Here is a 23082-nt window from a genome sequence, read left to right as displayed (position 1 = left end):
TCGTCGTTGGCGCACTCTACCTGATCCTGAGCACAATTCGTCCCTGAACCGTGCGATTGGCCACGGCGCGCATGGCATCGCCGGCCTCCTCTAAGGGAAGGACGCGGTCGATGTGCGGACTGATCTGCCCTTCGGCCAGCAATTGCATCAACGTGTCATTCATGCGCGCGGCCTCGTGCGGGAACTTCTCCGCCCAGGCACCGGCAAAGACGCCAATGATGGAATAGTTCTTCAGCAGCGGCAGGTTCATCGGGATGGACGGAATCTCGCCGCCGGTGAAGCCGATCGGCATCAGCCGTCCGCCCCATTTCATCAGCCGGGCCATCTGCTCGAAGATCGCGCCGCCGACATTATCGAAGCCGACATCGATGCCTTCTCCTGACGTGACCGACTTGATCCGGTCGCGCAGATCCTCGCTGCGATAATTGATGACCTCGCTGGCGCCGTAGCCGCGGACCAGGGCCGCCTTGCCGTCGGAGCCGACACCACCGACGACGCGCAGGCCGAGTTGACGGCCGAGGTCGACGGCGGCCAGTCCAACCCCGCCGGCCGCGCCGGTGACGAACAGCGTTTCGCCGCTCTCGGCTCGTGCCCGCTCGACCAGCGCATAATAGGCCGTGCCGTAATTGTGCAGGATGGTTGCCGCCGCCTCGAACGCGACGCCGTCCGGCAGGCGCACGGTCTTCGATTCCTTCGCGATCATTCGTTCGGCGTAGCCGCCGGTCCAGCTGCTGCAGGCCACACGATCGCCGGGCGCGAACTTTGTCACCTTGGCGCCAACCGCGACGACGGTTCCGGAGGCTTCCGTGCCGGGCACGAAGGGCGTCTGCGGCCGCATCTGATAGAGGCCCGAGACCAGCAACTGGTCCATGAAGCTGACGGAGGCCGCGTGGACGTCGATGAGGATCTCATCGCCGGCAGGCTTGGGCACATCGATCTCGCCGAGGCGCAAATCGCTGGGTCCGGTGAACGAGTGGCACAGAATGGCTTTCATCGCGGCGCTCCGATGCTCCGGGCCACGTCACGGTCTTTCGTCCGGGTGCGCGCGAAAAGGCGCGGCACCAGCATCGGAACGCGGCGGCGATACTGCCGATAGGTCTCGCCGAACTCCGCGATCAGATCGCGCTCTTCGAACTGCAACGCGGCCAGGATATAGGCGGTGTTCGCGAGCGCGAACAGCAGATGGCCGGCGGTCATCTCGGGCGTAGCCCAGAATGCGAGGAGGAAGCCGAGCATGATCGGATGCCGCACGATCTTGTAGAGCAGCGGCGCCTTGAAGGAATGACCCTGCGGCTCGGTCCCGCGTAGCGCCGAGATGGCCTGGCTCAGGCCAAACAGGTCGAAATGATCGATCATGTGGGTCGAGGCGAATGCGATCAGCCAGCCGAGCCAATGGACGCCGGTCAGCAACCACGCCACGATTCCCGTGGTCTGCCAAATCGGCATCGGGATCGGACGCCACTGCCAGAACAGCAGGAGGAGAATGAGGCTGGAGAGCAGCACGTAGGTGCTGCGCTCGCAGGCCACGGGAAGAACTTTGGTCCACCAGCGTTTGAAGGCCGGGCGCGCCATGACGCTGTGCTGGATCGCAAACAGGCTCATCAGCAGCAGGTTGACGACGATGGCCTCGGTCAGGCTGCCGACGTCGGTCCCCTGATCGACCGACTTCGGTACGACATAATTGCCGACGAAACCGAGCGCATAGAGAAATGACACCGTGAATAATGCATAGCTCACGATTGCGTAGAGCAGGATTGCGAGGCGTGAGAACATGGTTTTTCCTATTGTGCCTGATCCAGCGGTGCCGCATGCAGAGCTCGAGGCGGTCGCCGGCCAGCGGGCTCGATCTAGGCCAATGGCTACCGCGGCGCCGTCCCCTGTGCGTCCCCTGGGGACGTCCCAAGGGGTGAGAGGGTTTCCATGACGGCTTTCTCGCTGGAGACATTCGGGTTCCCGGAGGTCCATGCTGACGGCGGCCCGATCAAGTTGAACCTGCGCAAGGGTCTTGCGCTGCTCGTCTATCTCGCGGAGGCCAAGGCTGCGGTCGCGCGCGACGTCATCGCCACGCTGCTCTGGCCCGAGACCGATCGCGAGACGGGCCTTGCGCGGTTGCGGCGGCTGCTTCATCGCGTCGAGCTCGCGCTCGGCCAGCCGGTGTTCGAGACCGACCGCACCAGCGTGCGGTGGTCTCCGGCGGTCGTACTCAAGGTCGATGCGCATTCATTCGAGAGCGCCTGCGACCGCGGCGACTTTGAAGCGGTCTGCCGGGTCTATCGCGGCGACTTCCTTGCGGGCTTCGCTCTCGACGATTGCCCTGAATTCGACGATTGGGCGTTCTTTCGCCGCGAGGCGCTGAGAGGACGGCTGATGCATGCGCTGGAGCGTCTGGTGCAGGACAAGAATGCCGCCGGCGATCATTTTGCCGCGACCGCGTATGCGGCGCGCCTGGCTGAACTCGATCCGCTCAGCGAGGTCTATGGCCGGCATCTGATCCGCAGCCTGCTGCTGGCCGGCGACCGCAGCGCGGCCGAGCGTCATCACGCGGCCCTGACACAGCGGCTGCGGGACGAGCTTGGGGTTGCACCGGAAGCCGAGACCGAGGCGCTCATGAGTCCCGCAACGGCGCTGCACCCTGTTCCGACCACGCGCTATGTGAAGGGCGCCGGCGTGCATCTGGCGTATCAGACCTACGGAAGTGGTCCGCTCGATATCCTGGTGATGCCCGGCTTCGTGTCGCATGTGGAGCGGGCCTGGGAGAGCCCTGCAAGCCGGACGTTCCTGGCGTCTTTGATGAAGCTGGGGCGCCTCATCGTCTTCGATCGTCGCGGGATCGGGCTGTCCGACCGGGTCGGATCCGCGCCCGGCATCGACGTCACCGCCGAGGATATCGGCACCGTGCTGCGGGCAGTGGATTCGCGCCGCGTCGTGCTGTTCGGTGCCTCCGAATGCGGGCCGGCCTGCATCAAATTTGCGGTCGATGAGCCGCGCCGCGTGGCCGGGCTCATCCTGTTCGGCGCACTGGCCAAGGGTTGCTGGTCGGACGATTATCCGCATGCCTTGCGCGCCAGCCAATATGACGCCTGGAGCAGGCAGCTCGTCGCACAATGGGGCGGCCCGGTCGGGATCGAGACGTTTGCGCCGAGTCTTGCCGATGATCCCCAGGCACGCGCCTGGTGGGCCGGGCTATTGCGCGCGGCGTCCAGTCCCGGCGGCATCTCGGCCGTGCTCGAGGCCTTTCGCGACGCCGACGTGCGGCATCTCCTGGCGCAGATCGCGGTGCCGACGCTGGTGCTGCACCGGCGCGGCGATCAGGCGGTGCGGATCGCGGCCGGGCGCGATATCGCGAGCCGGATCAGCGGTGCGGAGTTCCTCGAGCTCGACGGCAACGATCACTGGTTCTTTGCGGGTGATCAGCAGCCGGTGCTGGGGGCGATCAAGCGGTTTATGGAGGGGATGAGGCCGTAGGGCTTGGTCTCGTAGGGTGGGCAAAGCGAAGCGTGCCCACCATTTCTTTCAACATGCGCCGAGGCAGAGATGGTAGGCACGGCGCTTCGCGCCCTTGCCCACCTACGAGATCAGTGCAAGCTCACACCGCCTCCAGCTGATCCGCCGCGCGCTTCTTCTTCGCCTTGGACTGGCCGAGCAGGGGGCCCGCCGTCAGCGCTGCCGTGTCTGCCACGCCGGGATCACGCGAGATCATCGCGGCGACGATCGCGCCGTCGATCAGGAGGCCGAGCTGATGTGCGAGCACGGCGGGCTCGCTCGAGCCGAGCTCGCCGGCGAGCTTCTCGATGTGGCTGAGCACGATCTTCTTGTGCTTCAGCGCGATGTTGCGGAACTGCTTGGAGTCCTTGTCGTGCTCGCCGACCGCGTTGATGAAGGGGCAGCCGTAGAACCGCTCTTCGGCAAACCAGCTCTTCAGAGCCGGGAAGATGCGCGTCAGCTTGGCCTGCGCGTCGCCGCCGCCGTCTTCCATGGCGCCGATGAACCATTCGCGCCATTGCTTGCCTTCGCTCTCCAGCACCGCGTTGACGAGGTTGGTCTTGGAGCCGAACAATTTGTAAAGCGTGGTCTTCGCGGTGCCGGCTTCCTCGATGATCGCATCGATGCCGGTGGCGTTGATCCCGTTCTTGCAGAACAAATGCGAGGCGGCGCTGAGCAGGCGCCCGCGCGCGGATTCGTCATCGCCCGCGCCTGAATGCGGCGCGTTCTTCTTCGACGATATCTTGTTCAGTGAGGGCTTGTTCAGTGAAGGTTTGGCCATGGATTGCAACTTAATCGCAGCCGCGCGGTATCATCAAGCCGCATCTGCTCCGCGCTAAAAAGATTCGCATTGGCGATCTCAGCTGCATGGCCTTTGAGCAGAGCGCGGCTGATCAATCCGCAGGCAGCCATCGCTAAGCGGCTCCAATGCCTCGCATTTCGTTTTCGGTCTCGTCTGGCACGCTCCATGCAAGGAAACAGACCGTTCGGTATCCTGCCGTTTTCCACGGCTGCCAGGGAGAAGATGATGACTGCCGTCGTTCAAAAGACAGTGCTGACGGGGTGCCTTGCGCCCATCGACAAGAATGGCCTCGAGCAACTGATCGCGAGCGGCAAGGCCAATCCAAAGGTCGTCAAGACCTTGAAATGCAAGACGGTCGCGGAAGGCAAATTCCGCCACGCCAACTACATCCGCAGTCTGCCGCCCTATATCGTCGACGAGCCGCCGGGGCTGCTTGGCGACGACACCGCGCCCAATCCGTCGGAAGCCTCGCTTGCCGCGCTCGGTTCGTGCCTCGCCGTCGGCCTGCACGCCAACGCCGTGCATCGCGGCTGGATCGTCAACAAGCTCGAGCTCGAGCTCGAAGGCGACCTCAACATCACCGCGGTCTGGGGCACCGGCGATACCTCGGACAAGCCGGTCGGCTTCACCGACGTGCGGGTCAAGGTCGACATGGCCTGCGAGGGCGTCTCGCAGGACGAGATCAACGCGCTGGTCGCCCATGTGAAGAAATGGTCGCCCGTCGCCAACACCTTCACGCGCCCGGTCAATCTCGAGGTCGGCATCTAGCTGTTAGCAACCAGGACAAGGTGCGGGAGACGATCATGGGGTCACTGGCTTTATCGCGGGCCGAGGTTTTGGATCAGCCCGCACCGTCCATTGCAGGGGAGGTGGCGCGGATCGCGCGCGAAGATCTCGCGCCGCTTGCCGCCGGCATCGACGACGGCTCGGTCTATCCGGCCGAGGTGCTGCGCAAGTTCGGCGCGGTCGGCGCCTGGGGCAGTCACGTGCCGCACGAAGGTCCCGCCGATTTGCGCTGCGCGATCCAGGCGATGGCCGCTATCGGCGAGGTCTGCGGCGCGACGGCCTTCATGGCCTGGTGCCAGAACACGCTGGTCTGGTACGCGGCGAACTCGACCAATCTGAAGCTTGCAAAACGCTTCGGCGATGCCTTCTCGACCGGCCGGGTGCTCGGCGGCACCGGGCTCTCCAACCCGATGAAGAGCTTTTTCGGCATCGAGAAACTGAAGCTGAAAGGCAAGAAGGTCGAGGGCGGCTACATCGTGCGCGGCGCGCTGCCCTGGGTCTCCAATCTCGGTCCCGATCATTATTTCGGCACCATCTTCGAGCGCGAAGATGATCAGGGCATCGCAGGCGGCGAACCGGGTACTGTGATGTTCCTAGCCGACTGCTCCGATCCCGCAATCACGCTGACGCCGTGCAAGCCGTTCATGGCGATGGACGGCACCGGCACCTATGGCGTGCAGTTCCGCGATGTCTTCGTGCCGGACGAGCTGATCCTGGCCGATCCCGCCGGCCCTTTTGTCAAGAAGATCCGCGCCGGGTTCATCCTGCTGCAGGCCGGCATGGCGCTGGGCGTGATCCGCGACTGCATCAACATCATGGACGAGGTCGGTGGTCCGCTCGGCCACATCAACCGCTATCTGCCGCAGCAGCCGGTGCACTTCCGCGATCTCGCCGCCGAGCTCGAAGCCGAGACCATGGTGCTGGCGCGCGATCCCTACAACGAGGACGAGACCTACTGGCGCAAGGTGATCGCGCTGCGCCTGCGCGCCGGCGAGGCCAGCGTCGCGGCGGCGCATGCGGCGATGCTGCATTGTGGCGCGCGCGGCTATCTTAGGAGTCACCGCGCGCAGCGACGGCTGCGCGAGGCCTATTTCGTCGCGATCGTCACGCCGGCCACCAAGCAGCTGCGTAAGATGCTCGCCGATTACTGAGCTTCACGAGTCCACCCCAGAAGACCACTTAACCTCAACGGAGAGGCTGCCAATGACGGACGTTCTGATCTCTGCCAGCGAACTTGCCGATCTCTTGAAGCTCGAACCCTGTGTCGTCATCGACACCCGCAATCCCGATGCCTATGGCGCCGGGCACTTGCCGGGCGCCGTGAACGTGCACGAGATTTTCACGTTTCTTGCGACCTCGACGCCGGAAGGCATGAGCGAGCTGAAGACCAAATTCGCCGACGCCTTCGGCGCCGCCGGTCTCTCCGGCGAGGAGACCGCCGTTATCTACGAGCAGTCGATGAATTCCGGCTTCGGCCAGTCCTGCCGCGGCTACTATCTGCTCACCATGCTCGGCTATCCCAAGGTGAAGGTGCTGCATGGCGGCTTCGATGCCTGGTCGGCCGCGGGTCTTCCGGTGACGAAGGAGGTCCCGGTGCCGGCGAAGGCCTCGTTCGCGGTCGTGCCGGAAGCCGGCGAGATCCTGATCGACGCAAAGACCATGCTCGCCGCGGTCGGCAAGCCCGGTATCGCCATTCTCGACGTGCGGGATGTCGACGAATGGATCGGCGACAGCTCTTCGCCCTACGGCAAGGATTTCTGCCCGCGCAAGGGCCGCATCCCCGGTGCGGTGTGGCTGGAATGGTACCGCATGATGAAGCCGACCGCGGAAGGACCCCGCTTCAAGTCCAAGGACGAGATCCTGGCCGAATGCGTCACCGTCGGCATCTCGCCGACAACGCCGGTCTATCTCTACTGCTTCAAGGGCGCGCGCGCCTCGAACACCTTCCTGGCGCTGAAGAATGCCGGCGTGAAGGACGTGCGGATGTATTTCGGTTCCTGGAACGAATGGTCGCGTGACCCCTCGCTGCCGATCGAGCAGGGGTTGCCCATTTCTGCCCAGGTAACAGGCAAGGCGGCATAGAACCTGCATGTTTCCGCTGGCCCGGCTGCGCAAGCTGTAGCCGGGCCACGATGGAATTTTGATCTGACGCGGCGGACAACGGCGTCCGCCGCGCAGTGTGACAAAGGGGCGCAGCAGCATGTCCACGTTCGACGATCCGTTCGATGCCGACCGCAATCTCGGGGCGGGCTGCGTTTGCGGCCAGCACCGTTCGGCTCGGGAGCATGAGCAGGCGGCGCTGCGCTGCGAGCCGGTCGAGAGCGAGGAGAAACGCTACGAGGGCGTGGTTGCCTCCGCAGTGATGCGCGCGATGTTCCCCCAGGACGTGGCGCGGCGGGCGTTTCTGAAGTCGGTCGGGGCGTCGACAGCGCTGGCCGCGCTGTCGCAGTTCTTCCCGCTGAAGACGGCGACCGAGGTTTTCGCGCAGGCCGGTACGCCCGAGAAGAAGGACCTCAAGGTCGGCTTCATCCCGATCACCTGCGCCACGCCCATCATCATGGCGGCGCCGATGGGCTTCTATGCCAAGCACGGTCTCAATGTCGAAGTGGTCAAGACCGCCGGCTGGGCCGTGATCCGCGACAAGACCATCAACAAGGAATACGACGCCGCGCACATGCTGGCGCCGATGCCGATCGCGATCTCGCTCGGCCTTGGCGCCAATGCCATCCCGTTTGCGGTCCCCGCGATCGAGAACATCAACGGGCAGGGCATCGTGCTGGCGGCCAAACACAAGGACAAACGCGACCCGAAGGACTGGAAGGGCCTGAAATTCGCCATTCCCTTCGACTATTCCATGCACAATTACCTGCTGCGCTATTATCTCGCCGAGCACGGTCTCGACCCCGATACCGACGTGCAGCTGCGCTCGGTGCCGCCGCCGGAGATGGTCGCCAATCTGCGTGCCGACAATATCGACGGCTTCCTCGCGCCCGACAACATCTGCCAGCGCGCGATCTATGACGGCGTCGGCTTCATGCATCTGTTGTCGAAGGAGATCTGGGACGGTCATCCCTGCTGCAGCTTCGCCGCCAGCCGCGAGTTCATCGCGTCAGCGCCAAACAGCTTTGCGGCGCTGACCCGCGCCATCGTCGATGCCACCGCCTATGCCTCGAAGGCGGAGAACCGCAAGCAGATTGCGGAAGCGATCGCGCCCGCGAACTACATCAACGCGCCGGTGACGGTGCTGGAGCAGGTGCTGACCGGCACCTATGCCGACGGTCTCGGCGGCGTGAAGACCGACGCCAAGCGCGTCGATTTCGATCCGTTCCCCTGGCAGTCCTTTGCGGTGTGGATGCTGACGCAGATGAAGCGCTGGGGCCAGATCAAGGGCGACGTCGACTACAAGGCGGTGGCCGAGCAGGTCTATCTGGCGACCGACACCAAGAAGCTGATGACCGAGATGGGGCTGACGCCGCCGGCGAGTAGCTACAAGTCGTTTGCGGTGATGGGCAAGACTTTCGATCCGGCCAAGCCGGAGGACTATGTCGCGAGCTTCAAGATCAGGAAGTCGTCGTGAGAAGCCGCGTTCTCTCCGCAGCGTCGTCCCGGCGAACGCCGGGACCCATAACCACAGAGAGACGCTTGGCGAAGACTCGCTGTTCGGTACGCGTACCGAGTGCGATCGATAGAGTCCGCGGTATGGGTCCCAGCGTTCGCCGGGACGACGGGCGGAGAGATCTCGCGCGATGACCTCCTCCCTCCGCCTCCGCGCCGGGCTCGTCTCCATCGCGCTGCTCGCCGCCTTCCTCGGCATCTGGCATCTCGCCACGCGCTCGACAGCCCCCGTCGCCACGATGAGCCCCGAATACGCCAAGCTGATGGGCCTGACCGCGACGCAGGGCAAATCGGCGATGCCCGGGCCGCTCGATGTCGGCGCCAAGCTGTGGGAGCATTTGAGGCGGCCGTTCTACGACAACGGGCCGAACGACAAGGGGCTCGGCATCCAGCTCGCCTATTCGATCGCGCGGGTCGGCACCGGCTATCTGCTGGCGGTGCTGGTCGCGATCCCGCTCGGCTTCCTGATCGGCATGTCGCCGCTGCTCAGCAAGGCGCTCGATCCCTTCATCCAGGTCCTCAAGCCGATCTCGCCGCTGGCCTGGATGCCGCTCGCGCTCTACACCATCAAGGATTCCTCGATCTCGGCGATCTTCGTCATCTTCATCTGCTCGATCTGGCCGATGCTGCTCAACACCGTGTTCGGCGTTGCCAGCGTACGCAAGGAATGGATCAACGTCGCGCGCACGCTCGAGGTCGGCACCGTCAGGCGCGCCTTCACCGTGATCCTCCCTGCAGCGGCGCCGACGATCCTGACCGGCATGCGCATCTCGATCGGCATCGCCTGGCTCGTCATCGTCGCCGCCGAAATGCTCGTCGGCGGCACCGGCATCGGCTATTTCGTCTGGAACGAGTGGAATAATCTGTCGATCACCAATGTGATCATCGCGATCCTCCTGATCGGTATCGTCGGCATGCTGCTCGACCAGATACTGGCGCGCTTCACGCGCATGGTCACGTTTCCGGAGTAGGGGCGGTGACCGACAAATTCATCTCCATCGAAGCCATCGCGAAGCGCTATCCGGGCGCCGGCGGCGCCACGACCACCGTGTTCGAGAACCTGTGGCTGTCGATGGCGCGCGGCGAGTTTGCCTGCGTGATCGGGCATTCCGGCTGCGGAAAGACCACGGTGCTCAACATCCTCGCTGGCCTCGATGCGCCGAGCGAGGGCGCCGTCATCGTCGACGGGCAGGCGATTTCGGGCACCAGCCTCGACCGCGCCGTGATCTTCCAGAGCCACGCGCTGTTGCCTTGGCGCACCGTACTCGGCAACGTCACCTATGCCGTGAGTTCGAAATGGCGCAGCTGGGACCGCGCCAAGGTGAAGGCGCACGCGCAGACCTTCATCGATCTCGTCGGCCTGACCGGCTCCGAGCACAAGCGGCCCTCGGAACTGTCGGGCGGCATGAAGCAGCGCGTCGGCATCGCACGTGCGCTCTCGATCACGCCGAAGATCATGCTGATGGACGAGCCGTTCTCGGCGCTGGACGCGCTGACGCGCGGCACGCTGCAGGACGAGGTGCGGCGCATTTGCCTCGAGACCGGGCAGACCGCGTTCATGATCAGCCATGACGTCGACGAGGCGATTTATCTCGCCGACAAGATCTTCCTGATGACCAACGGGCCCGGCGCGGTGCTCGCGGAGGTCGTCGAAAATCCACTGCCGAGGGACCGCGGCCGTACCGATCTGCACCGCCATCCGCTCTATTACGCGCTGCGCAACCACATCATCGATTTCCTGGTGACGCGCAGCAAGACGTTTACCGCCGAGACACCCGGTCACGATCCGCGTAATGTGCCGCTGGTGCATATCGGCAAGCCCGGACTGACGATCGCGTCCAGTGGTGACGAGCAACGCCAGACCTGGATTCCCGGGACCAATCCCGGACTGACTGCCTGAAACGGAGACCTGACATGAAACGCGAAGACCTCACCGAGAAGCTGCTCGACATCAAGCGCGAGAAGGGCTGGAGCTGGAAGCACATCTGCGACAAGATCGGCGGCTATTCCGAGGTCCTTATCGTCGGCGCCATTCTCGGCCAGATGAAGCTGACGAAGCCGCAGGCTGCTAACGCCGCCGAGCTGTTCGGCCTGTCGAAGGCGGAGACGGCGATGCTCAACGAGGTGCCGATGCGCGGCACCGGCACGCCGATGCCGCCGACCGATCCCCTGATCTATCGCTTCTACGAAATGGTGATGGTAAACGGCCCGGCCTGGAAGGCGCTGATCGAAGAAGAATTCGGCGACGGCATCATGTCGGCGATCGACTTCGACATGGCGATGGAACGCGTTGCCAACCCGAAGGGCGACCGCGTCAAGATCACCATGAGCGGCAAATTCCTGCCGTACAAATATTACGGCGCCAGCGGCAACGTGCCGGAATACGGCTTCAAGGAGGAGTGACCGCGGCGAAGGCGGCGCGCAGGTCCTTGATCGGTGCCATCTCGCGAACATAGGTGAAGGAGCCATTCTCCTTCATCTCGCGCGCGCTCTTCAGGAAGGCGGCCAGCGCGTATCGCGACATGGCGCCACCGACGCTGATGCGCTTGACGCCGGCCGCGGACAATTGCGCGACCGTCAGCGTCGGATCGGCAAAACCCATCACGAGGTTGAAGGGTTTTTCGACCGAGGCGACGACCGTCCTGATCGTGGCAAGGTCGTGGACCCCGGGGGCGTAGAGGACATCCGCGCCCGCCGCTTCGAACGCCTGAAGCCGCCGGATCGTGTCGTCGAGATCGTTGCGCCCGTGGAGAAGGTTTTCCGCCCGCGCCGTCAGCGTAAAGGGAAACGACAGCGAGCGCGCCGCCTCGACGGCCGCCTGCACGCGCTCGACCGCGAGCGAGAAGTCGTAGATCGGCCGATCGCGGTCGCCCGTCGAATCCTCGATCGAGCCGCCGACCGCACCGGCCTCGGCGGCGCGCCGGATTGCTTCGGCCGCGCGCCTCGGCTCATGTGCGCCACAGTTTTCCAGGTCGACGCTGACCGGCAGAGCGGTGGCGGATGCAATCGTCCGGCAATTGTCGAGGATGGCGTCCAGGCTGACGGTCGACGTTCCCTGCATGTTGGCAAGGCCGAGGCTCGTGGTCGCAAGCGCCTCGAAGCCGAGGGCGGCGAGCAGCCTTGCGGTGCCGGCATCCCAGGGGTTGGGGATGATGAACGCGCCGGGGCGCTCGTGCAGCGCGCGAAACGCTCTCGCTTTGTCCAGCTGGCTCGTCATGTCTTGCCTCCGCTTCACCTTGTCCGTTCGAGGCAGCCTTAGGCCCGTTTTCTTCATCCGCCAAATTTGTTATTTCTCTGAACATCATCAGTGTTTTGCATGAGGTGTCCGGCATGGACAGCGACGCCCTCAACACCTTCCTGACCGTTCATCGCAGAGGCGGGATCTCGAATGCCGCAAAGTTTCTGCACCGCTCCCAGCCCGCGATCTCGCGCCGGATTGCATTGCTGGAGCAGGAGCTCGGCGTGCCGCTGTTCGAGCGCATAGCGGGACGCACGCGGCTCAGTGAAGCCGGGCGCGTGCTGATCCCCTATGCCGAGCGCGCCGTCGCTGCGGCGGAGGATGCTGAACAGGCGATACGCGCGCTGACCAAGCATAATTCGGGGCCGATCGCGCTCGCCGTGACCGGGACGCTGGCCGACGGCCGTCTGTCCGGCATCATGAAGCGATTTGCCAAGGAGAATCCGGGCGTCGCGCTCGCCTTACGGACCGCGACCAGCGCGGAGGTGAGCGATCTCATCCGGCGCGGCGAGGCCACGATCGGTCTGCGCTACAACGTTGACCGCGCCGGCGAACTCGCTTGCGAGCTCGTGCTGACCGAGGCGTTGCAGGTCGTTTGTGCGCCCGAACATCCGCTTGCCGGCAAGCGCGTGAGGCGGCTTGCCGAGCTTCGTGGTGAACGCTGGATCGCATTCCCGGAAACGCGCGGACGCCGCGAGATCGCCGCCGCCCATGTGTTCGCGCTGTTTCTCGCGCAAGGGCTCGGCGAGGTCGAATGGACGGCAGTCGACAGCCTCACCGCGCAGAAACGCCTCGTGGAGGCCGGCTTTGGTCTTGCGCTGCTGGCGAGAAGCCACGTCGTTGAGGAACTGCGCGCGGCCTCGATCGCGACGATCGCCGTGGGTGATCTTGCCGCGGATCAGGACATCGTCCTTGTGACGCGCCGCGGCGGCTTCCTGAGCCTGGCCGCTCAGCGCCTCCTGGAGACGATCCGCAGCGACTATGGTGCGCCGGATGTCTCGACCGCGCAGGATGTCAGAAAGAAGACGCCGGCGCGCAAGGCCGTTGCGCGCCGGCGTCTTGCCTGAATGGCTTACTTCCCCGCCTTCACCTCGGCGGCCGCCACCGCGAGCAACTCGCTCATCTTGGCGCGAATCGCCTGCTCGGTGACGGCGACGTTCTTGGCGGTGAAATCGGCCGTGATCTTGCGCAGGACGTCGGCATCGCCGGCCTCCTCGAAATCGGCCGCGACCACCTCCTTGGCATAGGCGGTGGCGGCATCGCCTGCCATGCCGAGCTTTTCAGCCGCCCATAGCCCGAGCAGCCGGTTGCGGCGGGCCTCCGCCTTGAATTTCTGCTCCTCGTCGAGGGCGTATTTCTTCTCGAAACCTTCCTGGCGCTTGTCGAACTCGCTCATGCCTTGTTCCAAATCCCCTGCTGAATGGAGCGGGAGCCTTCCGTTGCGGCGACCCGACTGCATGCCTACATAGATAGCACGAATCGGCAAAACAACGGGCCGTTAAGCCGCAGGGCAAGACGGTATAAGTTGGTGCCGGACGGCCGGATCGATTGTGCTCGGTCAGCCAATCGGATAGGTTGCCTGAAGGCTTGGTTCCCGTTCTGTTTCCAAGGGTTATAGACGGGGTTCCGGGCCGTTCACGGCAGCTCCGCTGTGGGTCGTAAATCCTAGTAACCGGAGCACACCAAATACATGGATTTCAACAAAACACGGTACATCCCCATGAGCCGTCGGCGTCGCATTTATGAAGGCAAGGCAAAGGTTCTGTATGAAGGCCCGGAGCCCGGTACCCTGATCCAGCACTTCAAGGACGACGCGACCGCGTTCAATGCGAAAAAGCATCAGGTGATCGAGGGCAAGGGCGTCCTCAACAACCGGATCTCGGAGTACCTGTTTCAGCACCTCAACGACATCGGGGTGCCGACCCACTTCATTCGCCGTCTCAACATGCGCGAGCAGTTGATTCGCGAGGTCGAGATCGTGCCGCTCGAGGTGGTGGTGCGGAACGTCGCCGCCGGCTCGCTGTCGCAGCGCCTCGGCATCGAGGAGGGCACCCAGCTGCCCCGTTCGATCATCGAATTCTACTACAAGAACGACCAGCTCAACGACCCCATGGTGTCGGAAGAGCACATCACGGCCTTCGGCTGGGCGACGCCGCAGGAGATCGACGACATCATGGCGCTCGCCATCCGTGTCAACGACTTCCTGACCGGCCTCTTCCTCGGCATCGGTATCCGCCTCGTCGACTTCAAGATGGAGTGCGGACGCCTGTTCGAGAACGAGATGATGCGCATCATCGTCGCCGACGAGATCTCGCCGGATAGCTGCCGTCTGTGGGACATCAAGTCGAACGAGAAGCTCGACAAGGACCGTTTCCGCAGGGATCTCGGCGGCTTGCTCGAGGCCTATACTGAAGTTGCAAAACGCCTCGGCATCCTCATGGAGAACGAGCGTCCGCAGGGCTCCGGCCCGGTGCTGGTGAAGAGCTGAGGGGATTTTCGACGTGAAGGCACGTGTCACCGTTACCTTGAAGACGGGCATCCTCGATCCGCAAGGCAAGGCCATCGAAGGCGCGCTGAAGTCGCTCGGCGTCGACGGCGTTGCCAGCGTCCGCCAGGGCAAGGTGTTCGACATCGAGCTCGCCGGCGCCGACAAGACCAAGGCGGAAGCCGCGCTGAAGGAAGCCGCCGACAAGCTGCTGGCGAATACCGTGATCGAGAATTATCGGGTCGAGCTGCTCAGCTAGGTCCGCCTTTGTAGCCCGGATGGAGCGAAGCGAAATCCGGGCTGTTCGCTGTGGCACTGTCCCGGATTGCGCGGAGCCTGTCATCGGGCGGCGCGCCGACCCGTTGGCTCCATCCGGGCTACGAAGCAATTTCCTCACAACCACCCGGCGCGGCGAAACCGCCAGTACAGCGCGCCGCACGCCGTCAGCATCACGCCGAGCAGCATGAAGTAACCGTACTCCCAGTCCAGCTCCGGCATGTGCTTGAAGTTCATGCCGTAGATGCCGGCAAGCGCGGTCGGGATCGCGATGATCGCAAGCCACGAGGCGAGCTTCTTGGATACCGCCGTCTCCTGCGCCTGGCCGACCAGCAGGCTGGCCTCGAAGGCGAAGGCCAGCACCTCGCGCATGGAATCGATGCGCTCCTGGATGTTGCGGACGTGGTCGGTGACGTCGCGGAATAGCGGCTGCATGGCTTGCCGCACCATCGACAGCTCGTCATGCTCGAGACGGCGGCAGACCTCCACCAGGGGCCCGATGGCGTTGCGCAGCCGCAAGAGGTCACGGCGCAGCATATAGAGCCGCTCGATCTGTGCTTTGGTGATCGCGTGCGCGAGCACGTAGTCCTCGATCTCCTCGACCTCTTCGTGAATGCTCTCGAGCACGGGCGAGTAATTGTCGACGATGAAATCGAGGATCGCATAGAGGATGTAATCCTCGCCGCGCGCGAGCGCCCGCGGGCAGCTTTCGCAGCGTTCGCGCACCGGCTTGTAGGACGTCGAGGCGCCGTGGCGCACCGAGACCAGATACCCTTCGCCGACGAAGATGTGAGTCTCGCCGAAGACGATGCGGCCCTCGACCAGCTGCGCCGTTCGCGCCACGATGAACAGGGCTTCGCCATATTGCTCGATCTTCGGTCGCTGATGGGCGTGGTTGGCGTCCTCGATCGCGAGCTCGTGCAGGTCGAATTGCTTCTGCACCGCGCCGAGCAGCGCCATGTCGGGCTCGTGCAGGCCGATCCAGACCACATGGCCCGGCTTGGCCCGCCAGCTCGAGGCCTCGCTGATGGCGATATTGGCGATGCGGCGGCCGTCGACATAGGCGCCGGCGGCGACGACGCCCTCGGTGGACACGGGCTCGGAGGGGGATGTGGGCGGCGACGGGACGTTCATGGCTTCAATCCCGGGCAAGATCGTCGGGCAAAAGTGCCTCGGCTATGGCCTGTGTACAAGGCCGTCCGGCAAGGCTAGCACTGGTAAAATCCCCGTCAAATGGCTATGTCTCTTTACGAATTGGCCCTTTGGCCAGCCCGATTCCCATCACCGTCGGAACCTCTGCCATGAAAGCCGCCATCCTCGTCTTTCCCGGAATCAACCGCGAACGCGACATGGCGCGTGCGCTGAGGATGATCTCGGGCAGCGAGCCGGCGATGGTCTGGCACGCCGAGCCGTCGCTGCCTGCGGGCACGGATCTCGTGGTGGTGCCGGGCGGCTTCTCCTACGGCGACTATTTGCGCTGCGGTGCCATCGCGGCACGCGCGCCGGTGATGGACGCGGTGCGGGACTATGCGGCCAAGGGCGGCCTCGTGCTTGGCGTCTGCAACGGTTTTCAGATCCTCTGCGAATCTGGCCTGTTGCCGGGCGTGTTGATGCGCAACGAGCGGCTGAAATTCATTTGCCATGACGTGCATCTGCGCGTCGAGCGGTCCGACACGCCGTTCACCCGCGGCTACAATGCCGGACAGGTGATCCGCGTGCCGGTCGCCCATGGCGAAGGCAATTACGAGGCGGACGAAGAGACCATCAAGCGGCTCGAAGGCGAGGGGCGGGTGCTCTATCGTTACTGCTCCGCCGACGGCGTGGTTGACGATGACAGCAACATCAACGGCGCGGCGCATTCGATCGCTGGCATCGTCAACGACAAGGGCAACGTGCTCGGCATGATGCCGCATCCGGAAAACCACGTCGAAGACATCATGGGCTGCACCGACGGTCGCGGCCTGTTCGCCGGCCTGACCGCGCATCTGGAAAAAGCCGCGTGATTGCGTTCGCGGTGAAGCGGGCTCTCGCTGCGATCGCGGCGCTGGCATTCGCGACGGCCGCGTTCGCGCAGGATTATCCCAAGCGTCCTGTTACCATGATCGTGCCGTTCGCGGCCGGCGGCACCTCGGACGTGATCGCGCGCGCGGTGGCTGAGCAGATGGGCATCGCGCTCGGCCAGACCATCGTGATCGAAAACGTCGCCGGTGCCGGCGGCTCGACCGCGCTGGCGCGCGCCTCTCGCGCCGAGCCCGACGGCTACACCATCGCGATCGGCAATGCCGGTACCAACGCCGCGACCTATACGATCTATCCCAAGCTGCCGTTCACGCCGGACTCTTTCGTGCCGATCGCCATGGTCGCGAAGACGTTCGGCATCATCGCGCTGCGCAAGGATTTTCCGACGAAGGATTTGAAAGAGTTCATTGCCTACGCCAAGGCCAATCCCGGCAAGATCAACCTCGGCCATGCCGGCGTCGGCTCGTCGAACTATCTGATCTGCAAGAGTTTCGTGACCGCCGCCGGCATCGACGCGACGCTGGTTGGCTATCGCGGCGCCGCGCCCGCGCTGACCGATGCCGTCGGCAGCCAGATCGACGGCGTCTGCGACGCCGCCGCCTCGGTCTCGCAATCGATCAACGAGAAGCTGGTGAAGGGGCTCGTGGTCGGCTCGACCGTGCGGCTCGCCACGCTGCCGGACCTGCCGACCTCGGCGGAGGCGGGCCTGCCCGAATTCGAGGCACAGGGCTGGAACGGCCTGTTCGCGCCGAAGGGCACGCCGCCGGCCGTGATTGCCAAGCTGAACGCCGCCGCGCGCACGGCCGTCGAGACCGACGCGGTGAAGAAGCGCTTCGCTGACCTCTCGACCGTTGCGCCCGATGCCAACGAACATACGCCGGAGCTGCTGCAGCAGCTCGTCACGCGCGACGTGGAAAAGTACCGGAAAATGCTGGCGGACGACGCCAAGTAGTAGCTCGCGCTACCGCAGCTTCAGCCGCTCCGCCGGCACCGTCATCGCGGCGACACCGGCCATCACCAGCAGCAGGCCGAGCGCCAGGTTCGACGGCACGCTCTCGCCGAGCAGCAGCACGGAGAGGCCGACGCCGATCGGGATGCGCAGATAGCCTTGCGCATTCGTCGTCAGCGTGCCGAGGCGGCCGAGGCAGACGTAGAACAGCATCAGGCCCAGCGCGCTGGAGACGATGCCCATGACGATGGTGGCGATGATCGCCGTCGGCGTCGGCTGGAGCGTCCAGGGCTGGTCGATGATCAGCGAGGGCGGCAGCAGGATGAGACCGCCGAACAATAGCGAGCCGGCCGCCACCACCATCGGGTCGTATTCGGACAGCCTGAGGCCGAAGATCGTGGCGCAGGCAAAGGAGATGGTGGCGAGCAGGATTGCGATCTCCGCCACGATCTCGCTACCGAAGCCGCGTAGCGCGTCGAGGCCCACGATGAGAATCGTGCCGGCGAGTCCCAAAATCGCGCCCGCGAGCTTGAGCAGCGTTGCCGGCTCATGCCGGGTGATCAGCGAGGTGATCAGGAACGCGAAGATCGGCGTGGTCGAGGCCAGCACCACCGTGTTCGACGCCGGCACATATTGCTGCGACCAGGTGATGATCAGGAACGGAAAGGTCGAGTTGATCAATTGCTGGGTCGCGAACAGCTTCCACGCCTTCGCGTCGGTTGGGACCCTGATGCCGCGCATCCACAGGATCGCGAACAGGAAGGCAGCCGCAATCAGCGAGCGTGCCGAGATGAAGGTGATGGGCGGGATGGTGGGAAGCGCCAGCTTGGCCAGCGGATAGGTCGAGCTCCAGCAGCAGGCGAGTGCGAACAGCAGCGCATAGTCGCGCCAGTTGCGCGCGCCGGTAGCGGCCATGGACGGCAGCGGTGACGATGCGGCCGCCGTCGCGCGACTCGCTTCCGATGTGCTCTGCGGCACCTTGTTCCTGCTCCCCGGCGCGAACGCGCTTGCCGCAAGTCTGGGCGAGAGGGCGCGAAAAGGGAAGGCGCCGAGCTATGCGTTTGGCTGAGGTAGCGCCTTCCGCTTTATCCGCTTGATCGTGCCGGAAAAGGTGAGCAGCACCCGCGTCCCGGACATCATCTTGCCGCGCAGGAAGATCAGCGAGCCGCCGGCGCGGGTGACCTCGCCGGTGCATTCGATCAGCTCGCCCTCGCGTGCCGCGTCGAGGAATTCGCAGGCGAAGTTGGTCGTCACCGCCCGGCTGTCCAGGACATGGGTGGCGATCGCAAACAGGGAGTAGTCGGCAAAGGCCATGTAGCAGCCGCCGTGGACGTTCCCGGACCCGTTGAGGTGCTTTTTCTCGACCCGGAAGGCGCTGCGGACGTTGCCGTCCGCCTCGATCCGGTGCCAGAAGGGGCCGACATGGGACTCAAAACTGTCGCGAATCCAGGTCCGCCAGCCCACAAATTCGCCCTCGGTGGCGACGTGGAGGTCGGGGCGGCGGGGCGGGGGCGCTTTGGTCAATTCGTGCAAGGAAATGGGCCTTCAATTGCGGGTCTTTAGCCCTTAAATCCGATCCGTCCGCGCCGTGCAATTCCTGTTCCCGCCGTCCCCGCCTGCAAAACGTGGGACAGCGGGAAAATGCGCCACAAAGGGCTTTCCGGAAGCCCTCGATGTTCCTAAGAACGGCCAAACCGCCGCCGAAAGCCTGGAATCCATGAAGAACGAACCCAAGATCACCCCCGAACTGGTTGCCGCCCACGGGCTCAAGCCCGACGAATACGAGCGCATCCTGAAGCTGATCGGGCGGGAGCCGACCTTCACCGAGCTCGGCATCTTCTCGGCGATGTGGAACGAGCACTGCTCGTACAAATCCTCGCGTATTCATCTCAAGGGCCTGCCCACCAAGGCGCCCTGGGTGATCCAGGGGCCCGGCGAGAATGCCGGCGTGATCGACATCGGCGACGGCCAGGCCGTGGTCTTCAAGATGGAGAGCCACAACCACCCGAGCTACATCGAGCCCTATCAGGGTGCGACCACCGGCGTCGGCGGCATTTTGCGTGACGTGTTCACGATGGGCGCGCGCCCCATCGCCTGCCTCAATGCGCTGAGCTTCGGTGCGCCCGAGCATGCCAGGACCCGGCATCTCGTCTCCGGCGTCGTTGCCGGTGTCGGCGGCTACGGCAATTCCTTCGGCGTGCCGACCGTGGGCGGCCAGGTGCGCTTCCACACCCGCTATGACGGCAACATCCTCGTCAACGCGATGGCTGTCGGCCTCGCCCATGCCGACAAGATCTTCTATGCGGCGGCGTCCGGCGTGAACATGCCGATCGTCTATCTCGGCTCCAAGACGGGGCGCGACGGCATCCACGGCGCCTCGATGGCCTCGGCCGAGTTCGATGACAAGTCCGAGGAGAAGCGCCCGACCGTGCAGGTCGGCGATCCCTTCGCCGAGAAGCTGCTGCTGGAGGCCTGCCTCGAGATCATGGAAAAGGGCTGCGTCATCGCGATCCAGGACATGGGCGCGGCGGGCCTGACCTGCTCGGCGGTCGAGATGGGCGCCAAGGGCGACCTCGGTGTCGATCTCGATCTCGATGCGGTGCCGACCCGCGAGACCGGGATGAGCGCCTACGAGATGATGCTCTCGGAAAGCCAGGAGCGCATGCTCATGGTGCTCAAGCCCGAGAAGGAAAAGGAAGCCGAGGCGATCTTCAAGAAGTGGGGCCTCGACTTCGCCGTGGTCGGCTACACCACGCCGAGCAAGCGCTTCGTCGTCAAGCATGGCGGCGACGTCATGGCCGACCTGCCGATCAAGGAGCTCGGCGACGAGGCGCCGCTCTACGACCGTCCGCATGTCCCCTCCGCCGCGTTGCCGGTCGTGCATGCGCGCGATGTGCCGGCGCCGATGGGCCTCGGGCCCGCGCTGGAGAAGCTGATCGGCACGCCCGACATGTGCTCCAAGCGCTGGGTCTGGGAGCAGTACGATCACGTCATCCTCGGCAACACCATGCAGCGTCCCGGCGGCGATGCCGCCGTGGTGCGCGTCGAGGACGGGCCGAAGGGACTTGCGCTCACCGTCGACGTCACGCCGCGCTATTGCGAGGCCGATCCGTATCAAGGCGGCATGCAGGCGGTGGCGGAAGCCTGGCGCAACATCACCGCGGTCGGTGGCAAGCCGCTCGCGATCACCGACAATCTCAACTTCGGCAATCCTGAGCGGCCCGAGATCATGGGCCAGTTCGTCGGCTGCCTGAAGGGCATCTCGGAAGCCTGCCGCACGCTCGACTTCCCGGTCGTCTCCGGCAACGTCTCGCTCTACAACGAGACCAATGGCCGCGCGATCCTCCCCACGCCTTCGATCGGCGGCGTCGGCCTGCTCGACGATTTTACCAAATCAGCCTCGCTCGCCTTCAAGGCCGAGGGCGAGGCGATCCTCCTGGTGGGCGAGACCCACGGCTGGCTCGGCCAGTCCGTTTACTTGCGCGACATCTGCGGTCGCGAGGAGGGCGCGCCTCCGCCGGTCGATCTCGCCGCCGAGAAGCGCAATGGCGATTGCGTGCGCGGCATGATCCATGGCGGTACCGCGACCGCCGTGCACGATCTCTCCGACGGTGGCCTCCTGATCGCACTCGCCGAGATGGCGATGGCGAGCGGCATCGGGGCCAAGCTGCTGGCGGCGCCGACTTCACTGATCTCGCAGGCCTATTGGTTCGGCGAGGACCAGGCGCGCTATCTCGTCACCGTACCGGAAACCGAAGCCGGCCGCGTGCTTGCCAAGATGCGCGGCTGCGAAGTGCCCTGCGTGCGGATCGGCACCACCGGCGGCAATGCGATCGCGATCGCGGGCGAGGCGCCTGTTACGATCGATGCGCTCCGTAAGTCGTTCGAGCGCTGGCTGCCGGAATATATGGGTGGGAAGGCGGCGTAGCGACGCCATCTCTCCGTCATTGCGAGGAGCCACCGGGGTCCCGCCTTTGGCGGGCCCGATGACAGGCTCCGCGACGACGCAATCCACACTGCTGCCTGCGGTGAGATGGATTGCTTCGCTGCGCTCGCAACGACGATAGGAGGCCGGTGCCGCTTCCTCAAAGCACCTTCGTCGCGCCCGGGATCTGCCGCAACGCTCGCGTCAGCGCCCAGCTCGCCATGACTGTCAGTACAAATCCGATCGTGGCCTTGACGATCGCCGGCAGGTCATAGTCGAACAGCCAATATTGCAGCCACATTGCGATCGGATAGTGCACCAGGAACATGCCGAACGCGTCGCTCTGCATTGGATCGAGCAGCTTGGCTGAGCCTGATTGCCTGAACCTCTGGAAAAAGGCCAGGATCAGAAACATGATGGCCACGCTGAAGACAGTGAAGCAGATGGCATAGAGCGCTTCATACCAGTCCGGCAACGGCGACGGGTTGCCCAGTATTTCGCGCTTGATAAAGATCAGCACCCACAAGAGGCAATACGGAACGATCGCCAGCACCATCCAGTCCCAGCTGACCTTTGCCATCCGGCCGTCGACAGCGAGCAGCCCGCGATCCATTTGCGCAACGCCGATGCCTGCACCGAAAAAGAAGTAGGTCGCGTAGAGCATCACGCGCCCGTGCTGGACCGAGAACGGCCCGAACTCGAACCAACTGCTTGGTCCGAAGTGAACCCTCCCGGGAATGTAGAACGCCGCGGTGACGGCAAGCATGACCGCGAAGAACACGGCGGGCCGACGGCGACCGTGTAGCGAGAGGCGATTGATCGGATCGAGCAGATTGGGCGACAGCCGGTGCAGCAGGCAGGCAACCAGGTCGAAAGCGAACAAGACCCAAAGGAACCAGATCGGCCCGCTCGGCCACGGGCCCTTCGTGACCATATTCCACCAGAATTCCGAAAAGCCGATCTCGGGATGCTGCCGCAGGGAGATCGCGTAGTAGGCGAGCGGAATGACCGTAAGGGCGCAGATCGCGAAGGGTAAGCCAAGCCGAAGCAGGCGATCTGCCAAATAGCTCCGTGCTCCCTTCCGGGCGATGCCAGACCAGGCGAACAGCCCCGACAGGAAGAAGAACATCGCCATGAAGAAACTGTCGGTGGCGAGCACGATCATGTCGAAGCCGAAGAAGTACTTCGGATCGGTATGACCGAAATAAGTATAGGGGATCACCGCGTGATGCAGCAGCACCACCAGAGTCAGGAAGGTGCGGGCGCGATCAATCGCCAAATTGCGCGCCTTGCTCTTCGGCGCGGCATGCACCTCCGCGCCGATCGTCGCTGAATCTGCCATCGTCATCTTGGTCGCCCCCGCACTCCTGCCCCGGGCTGGACTGTGCCGCCGCGAGCCGGATTCAGCAAGGCTCGTTTGCGCGGTAGTTGAGCCCACTTGAGCCCGACTTGGGTCCTGACACCCGTAGGAACCAGTTCCGCGCAGCGAAGTTAGCGTCCGCCG

The 23082-nt window shown here is 64.4% G+C and carries 23 protein-coding genes; 14 read left to right on the top strand and 9 right to left on the bottom strand.

The genetic code is table 11. The features are described from left to right. Positions 1–16: 16 nt before the first annotated feature. The gene (locus tag RAD10_RS30800; protein WP_461620443.1) at positions 17–994 is read right to left on the bottom strand and encodes an NADPH:quinone oxidoreductase family protein; all 978 of its coding nucleotides are present in this window, start codon (positions 992–994) and stop codon (positions 17–19) included. Continuing rightward, positions 991–1773, bottom strand: a complete 783-nt coding sequence (mddA, locus tag RAD10_RS30795; protein ID WP_461620442.1) for a methanethiol S-methyltransferase — start codon at positions 1771–1773, stop codon at positions 991–993. The genes RAD10_RS30800 and mddA overlap by 4 nt, the downstream gene beginning before the upstream one ends. Positions 1774–1920: 147 nt before the next feature. Between mddA and RAD10_RS30790 the strand changes: the two genes are divergently transcribed. Then, positions 1921–3465 (top strand): bifunctional AfsR/SARP family transcriptional regulator/alpha/beta hydrolase, encoded by a 1545-nt coding sequence (locus RAD10_RS30790; RefSeq protein WP_461620441.1) that lies wholly within the window; start codon positions 1921–1923, stop codon positions 3463–3465. Positions 3466–3586: 121 nt separating this feature from the next. Here the strand turns inward: RAD10_RS30790 and RAD10_RS30785 are convergent, their stop codons facing one another. Beyond that, positions 3587–4264, bottom strand: coding sequence for a TetR/AcrR family transcriptional regulator (locus tag RAD10_RS30785; protein WP_461620440.1), 678 nt, complete (start codon positions 4262–4264; stop codon positions 3587–3589). Positions 4265–4510: 246 nt separating this feature from the next. On the opposite strand from RAD10_RS30785, the gene RAD10_RS30780 reads away from it, so the two are divergent. From RAD10_RS30780 to cynS, 7 genes are all read left to right on the top strand, one after another. Next, on the top strand, positions 4511–5053 hold the full coding sequence (locus RAD10_RS30780) for an OsmC family protein (RefSeq protein WP_461620506.1): 543 nt from the start codon (positions 4511–4513) through the stop codon (positions 5051–5053). A gap of 35 nt (positions 5054–5088) precedes the next feature. Next, a complete protein-coding gene (locus RAD10_RS30775; RefSeq protein ID WP_461620439.1) occupies positions 5089–6222 on the top strand; it encodes an acyl-CoA dehydrogenase family protein in 1134 nt (377 codons plus the stop codon). A 52-nt stretch (positions 6223–6274) separates the two neighbouring features. Then, positions 6275–7153: a sulfurtransferase gene (locus tag RAD10_RS30770; RefSeq protein ID WP_461620438.1), complete on the top strand. Its 879-nt coding sequence runs from the start codon at positions 6275–6277 to the stop codon at positions 7151–7153. 118 nt (positions 7154–7271) lie between these two features. Beyond that, positions 7272–8648, top strand: a complete 1377-nt coding sequence (locus RAD10_RS30765) for a CmpA/NrtA family ABC transporter substrate-binding protein (protein ID WP_461620437.1) — start codon at positions 7272–7274, stop codon at positions 8646–8648. Between the two features lie 169 nt (positions 8649–8817). Then, positions 8818–9657: a nitrate ABC transporter permease gene (gene ntrB / locus RAD10_RS30760; RefSeq protein ID WP_461620436.1), complete on the top strand. Its 840-nt coding sequence runs from the start codon at positions 8818–8820 to the stop codon at positions 9655–9657. Between the two features lie 5 nt (positions 9658–9662). Then, positions 9663–10586, top strand: coding sequence for an ABC transporter ATP-binding protein (locus RAD10_RS30755; RefSeq protein ID WP_461620435.1), 924 nt, complete (start codon positions 9663–9665; stop codon positions 10584–10586). A gap of 14 nt (positions 10587–10600) precedes the next feature. Then, positions 10601–11089: a cyanase gene (gene cynS, locus RAD10_RS30750; RefSeq protein ID WP_461620434.1), complete on the top strand. Its 489-nt coding sequence runs from the start codon at positions 10601–10603 to the stop codon at positions 11087–11089. Here cynS and RAD10_RS30745 read toward each other — a convergent pair. Then, positions 11076–11903: an isocitrate lyase/PEP mutase family protein gene (locus RAD10_RS30745; protein WP_461620433.1), complete on the bottom strand. Its 828-nt coding sequence runs from the start codon at positions 11901–11903 to the stop codon at positions 11076–11078. The two genes, cynS and RAD10_RS30745, sit on opposite strands and share 14 nt — an antisense overlap. Positions 11904–12016: 113 nt before the next feature. On the opposite strand from RAD10_RS30745, the gene RAD10_RS30740 reads away from it, so the two are divergent. Then, the gene (locus RAD10_RS30740) at positions 12017–12991 is read left to right on the top strand and encodes a LysR family transcriptional regulator (protein ID WP_461620432.1); all 975 of its coding nucleotides are present in this window, start codon (positions 12017–12019) and stop codon (positions 12989–12991) included. Between the two features lie 5 nt (positions 12992–12996). On the opposite strand, the gene RAD10_RS30735 is transcribed toward RAD10_RS30740, so the two are convergent. Then, on the bottom strand, positions 12997–13320 hold the full coding sequence (locus RAD10_RS30735; RefSeq protein WP_461620431.1) for a DUF1476 domain-containing protein: 324 nt from the start codon (positions 13318–13320) through the stop codon (positions 12997–12999). Between the two features lie 324 nt (positions 13321–13644). Here RAD10_RS30735 and purC point away from each other — a divergent pair, with 324 nt between their 5' ends. Beyond that, a complete protein-coding gene (purC, locus tag RAD10_RS30730; protein WP_173015815.1) occupies positions 13645–14412 on the top strand; it encodes a phosphoribosylaminoimidazolesuccinocarboxamide synthase in 768 nt (255 codons plus the stop codon). 13 nt (positions 14413–14425) lie between these two features. Beyond that, complete coding sequence (gene purS, locus RAD10_RS30725; RefSeq protein WP_179734149.1) at positions 14426–14668, top strand: phosphoribosylformylglycinamidine synthase subunit PurS; 243 nt, start codon at positions 14426–14428, stop codon at positions 14666–14668. 134 nt (positions 14669–14802) lie between these two features. Here purS and RAD10_RS30720 read toward each other — a convergent pair whose 3' ends face one another. After that, entirely contained in the window at positions 14803–15819 is a 1017-nt protein-coding gene (locus RAD10_RS30720; RefSeq protein ID WP_461620430.1) for a magnesium and cobalt transport protein CorA, read from the bottom strand. Positions 15820–15986: 167 nt separating this feature from the next. Here RAD10_RS30720 and purQ point away from each other — a divergent pair, with 167 nt between their 5' ends. Together purQ and RAD10_RS30710 are read left to right on the top strand one after the other, a co-directional pair. Continuing rightward, a complete protein-coding gene (gene purQ, locus RAD10_RS30715) occupies positions 15987–16688 on the top strand; it encodes a phosphoribosylformylglycinamidine synthase subunit PurQ (protein ID WP_461620429.1) in 702 nt (233 codons plus the stop codon). Then, the gene (locus RAD10_RS30710) at positions 16685–17656 is read left to right on the top strand and encodes a tripartite tricarboxylate transporter substrate binding protein BugD (RefSeq protein ID WP_461620428.1); all 972 of its coding nucleotides are present in this window, start codon (positions 16685–16687) and stop codon (positions 17654–17656) included. The genes purQ and RAD10_RS30710 overlap by 4 nt, the downstream gene beginning before the upstream one ends. A 9-nt stretch (positions 17657–17665) precedes the next feature. Here RAD10_RS30710 and RAD10_RS30705 read toward each other — a convergent pair whose 3' ends face one another. Both RAD10_RS30705 and RAD10_RS30700 read right to left on the bottom strand, forming a co-directional pair. Next, complete coding sequence (locus tag RAD10_RS30705) at positions 17666–18631, bottom strand: DMT family transporter (RefSeq protein WP_461620427.1); 966 nt, start codon at positions 18629–18631, stop codon at positions 17666–17668. Between the two features lie 75 nt (positions 18632–18706). Beyond that, complete coding sequence (locus RAD10_RS30700) at positions 18707–19186, bottom strand: PaaI family thioesterase (RefSeq protein ID WP_461620426.1); 480 nt, start codon at positions 19184–19186, stop codon at positions 18707–18709. Between the two features lie 184 nt (positions 19187–19370). On the opposite strand from RAD10_RS30700, the gene purL reads away from it, so the two are divergent. Further along, positions 19371–21581: a phosphoribosylformylglycinamidine synthase subunit PurL gene (gene purL / locus RAD10_RS30695; protein ID WP_461620425.1), complete on the top strand. Its 2211-nt coding sequence runs from the start codon at positions 19371–19373 to the stop codon at positions 21579–21581. A gap of 157 nt (positions 21582–21738) precedes the next feature. On the opposite strand, the gene RAD10_RS30690 is transcribed toward purL, so the two are convergent. Further along, a complete protein-coding gene (locus tag RAD10_RS30690) occupies positions 21739–22926 on the bottom strand; it encodes an acyltransferase family protein (RefSeq protein WP_461620505.1) in 1188 nt (395 codons plus the stop codon). Between the last annotated feature and the right edge of the window lie 156 nt (positions 22927–23082).

The organism is Bradyrhizobium sp. 23AC (assembly GCF_054863025.1).
The sequence above is the reverse complement of the archived record's forward strand: the minus strand, read 5'-3'. Positions and strand labels throughout refer to the sequence as shown.

Excerpts from the sequence above, each read along its gene's own strand:
- RAD10_RS30745 (WP_461620433.1), bottom strand. The coding sequence starts at position 11,903 with ATGACGAGCCAGCTGGACAAAGCGAGAGCGTTTCGCGCGCTGCACGAG.
- RAD10_RS30720 (WP_461620430.1), bottom strand. The coding sequence starts at position 15,819 with ATGAACGTCCCGTCGCCGCCCACATCCCCCTCCGAGCCCGTGTCCACC.
- RAD10_RS30770 (WP_461620438.1), top strand. The coding sequence starts at position 6,275 with ATGACGGACGTTCTGATCTCTGCCAGCGAACTTGCCGATCTCTTGAAG.
- purQ (WP_461620429.1), top strand. The coding sequence starts at position 15,987 with ATGAAAGCCGCCATCCTCGTCTTTCCCGGAATCAACCGCGAACGCGAC.
- mddA (WP_461620442.1), bottom strand. The coding sequence starts at position 1,773 with ATGTTCTCACGCCTCGCAATCCTGCTCTACGCAATCGTGAGCTATGCA.
- ntrB (WP_461620436.1), top strand. The coding sequence starts at position 8,818 with ATGACCTCCTCCCTCCGCCTCCGCGCCGGGCTCGTCTCCATCGCGCTG.
- RAD10_RS30740 (WP_461620432.1), top strand. The coding sequence starts at position 12,017 with ATGGACAGCGACGCCCTCAACACCTTCCTGACCGTTCATCGCAGAGGC.
- purC (WP_173015815.1), top strand. The coding sequence starts at position 13,645 with ATGAGCCGTCGGCGTCGCATTTATGAAGGCAAGGCAAAGGTTCTGTAT.
- purL (WP_461620425.1), top strand. The coding sequence starts at position 19,371 with ATGAAGAACGAACCCAAGATCACCCCCGAACTGGTTGCCGCCCACGGG.
- RAD10_RS30790 (WP_461620441.1), top strand. The coding sequence starts at position 1,921 with ATGACGGCTTTCTCGCTGGAGACATTCGGGTTCCCGGAGGTCCATGCT.
- RAD10_RS30800 (WP_461620443.1), bottom strand. The coding sequence starts at position 994 with ATGAAAGCCATTCTGTGCCACTCGTTCACCGGACCCAGCGATTTGCGC.
- RAD10_RS30780 (WP_461620506.1), top strand. The coding sequence starts at position 4,511 with ATGACTGCCGTCGTTCAAAAGACAGTGCTGACGGGGTGCCTTGCGCCC.
- RAD10_RS30785 (WP_461620440.1), bottom strand. The coding sequence starts at position 4,264 with ATGGCCAAACCTTCACTGAACAAGCCCTCACTGAACAAGATATCGTCG.
- cynS (WP_461620434.1), top strand. The coding sequence starts at position 10,601 with ATGAAACGCGAAGACCTCACCGAGAAGCTGCTCGACATCAAGCGCGAG.
- RAD10_RS30775 (WP_461620439.1), top strand. The coding sequence starts at position 5,089 with ATGGGGTCACTGGCTTTATCGCGGGCCGAGGTTTTGGATCAGCCCGCA.
- RAD10_RS30735 (WP_461620431.1), bottom strand. The coding sequence starts at position 13,320 with ATGAGCGAGTTCGACAAGCGCCAGGAAGGTTTCGAGAAGAAATACGCC.
- RAD10_RS30765 (WP_461620437.1), top strand. The coding sequence starts at position 7,272 with ATGTCCACGTTCGACGATCCGTTCGATGCCGACCGCAATCTCGGGGCG.
- RAD10_RS30690 (WP_461620505.1), bottom strand. The coding sequence starts at position 22,926 with ATGACGATGGCAGATTCAGCGACGATCGGCGCGGAGGTGCATGCCGCG.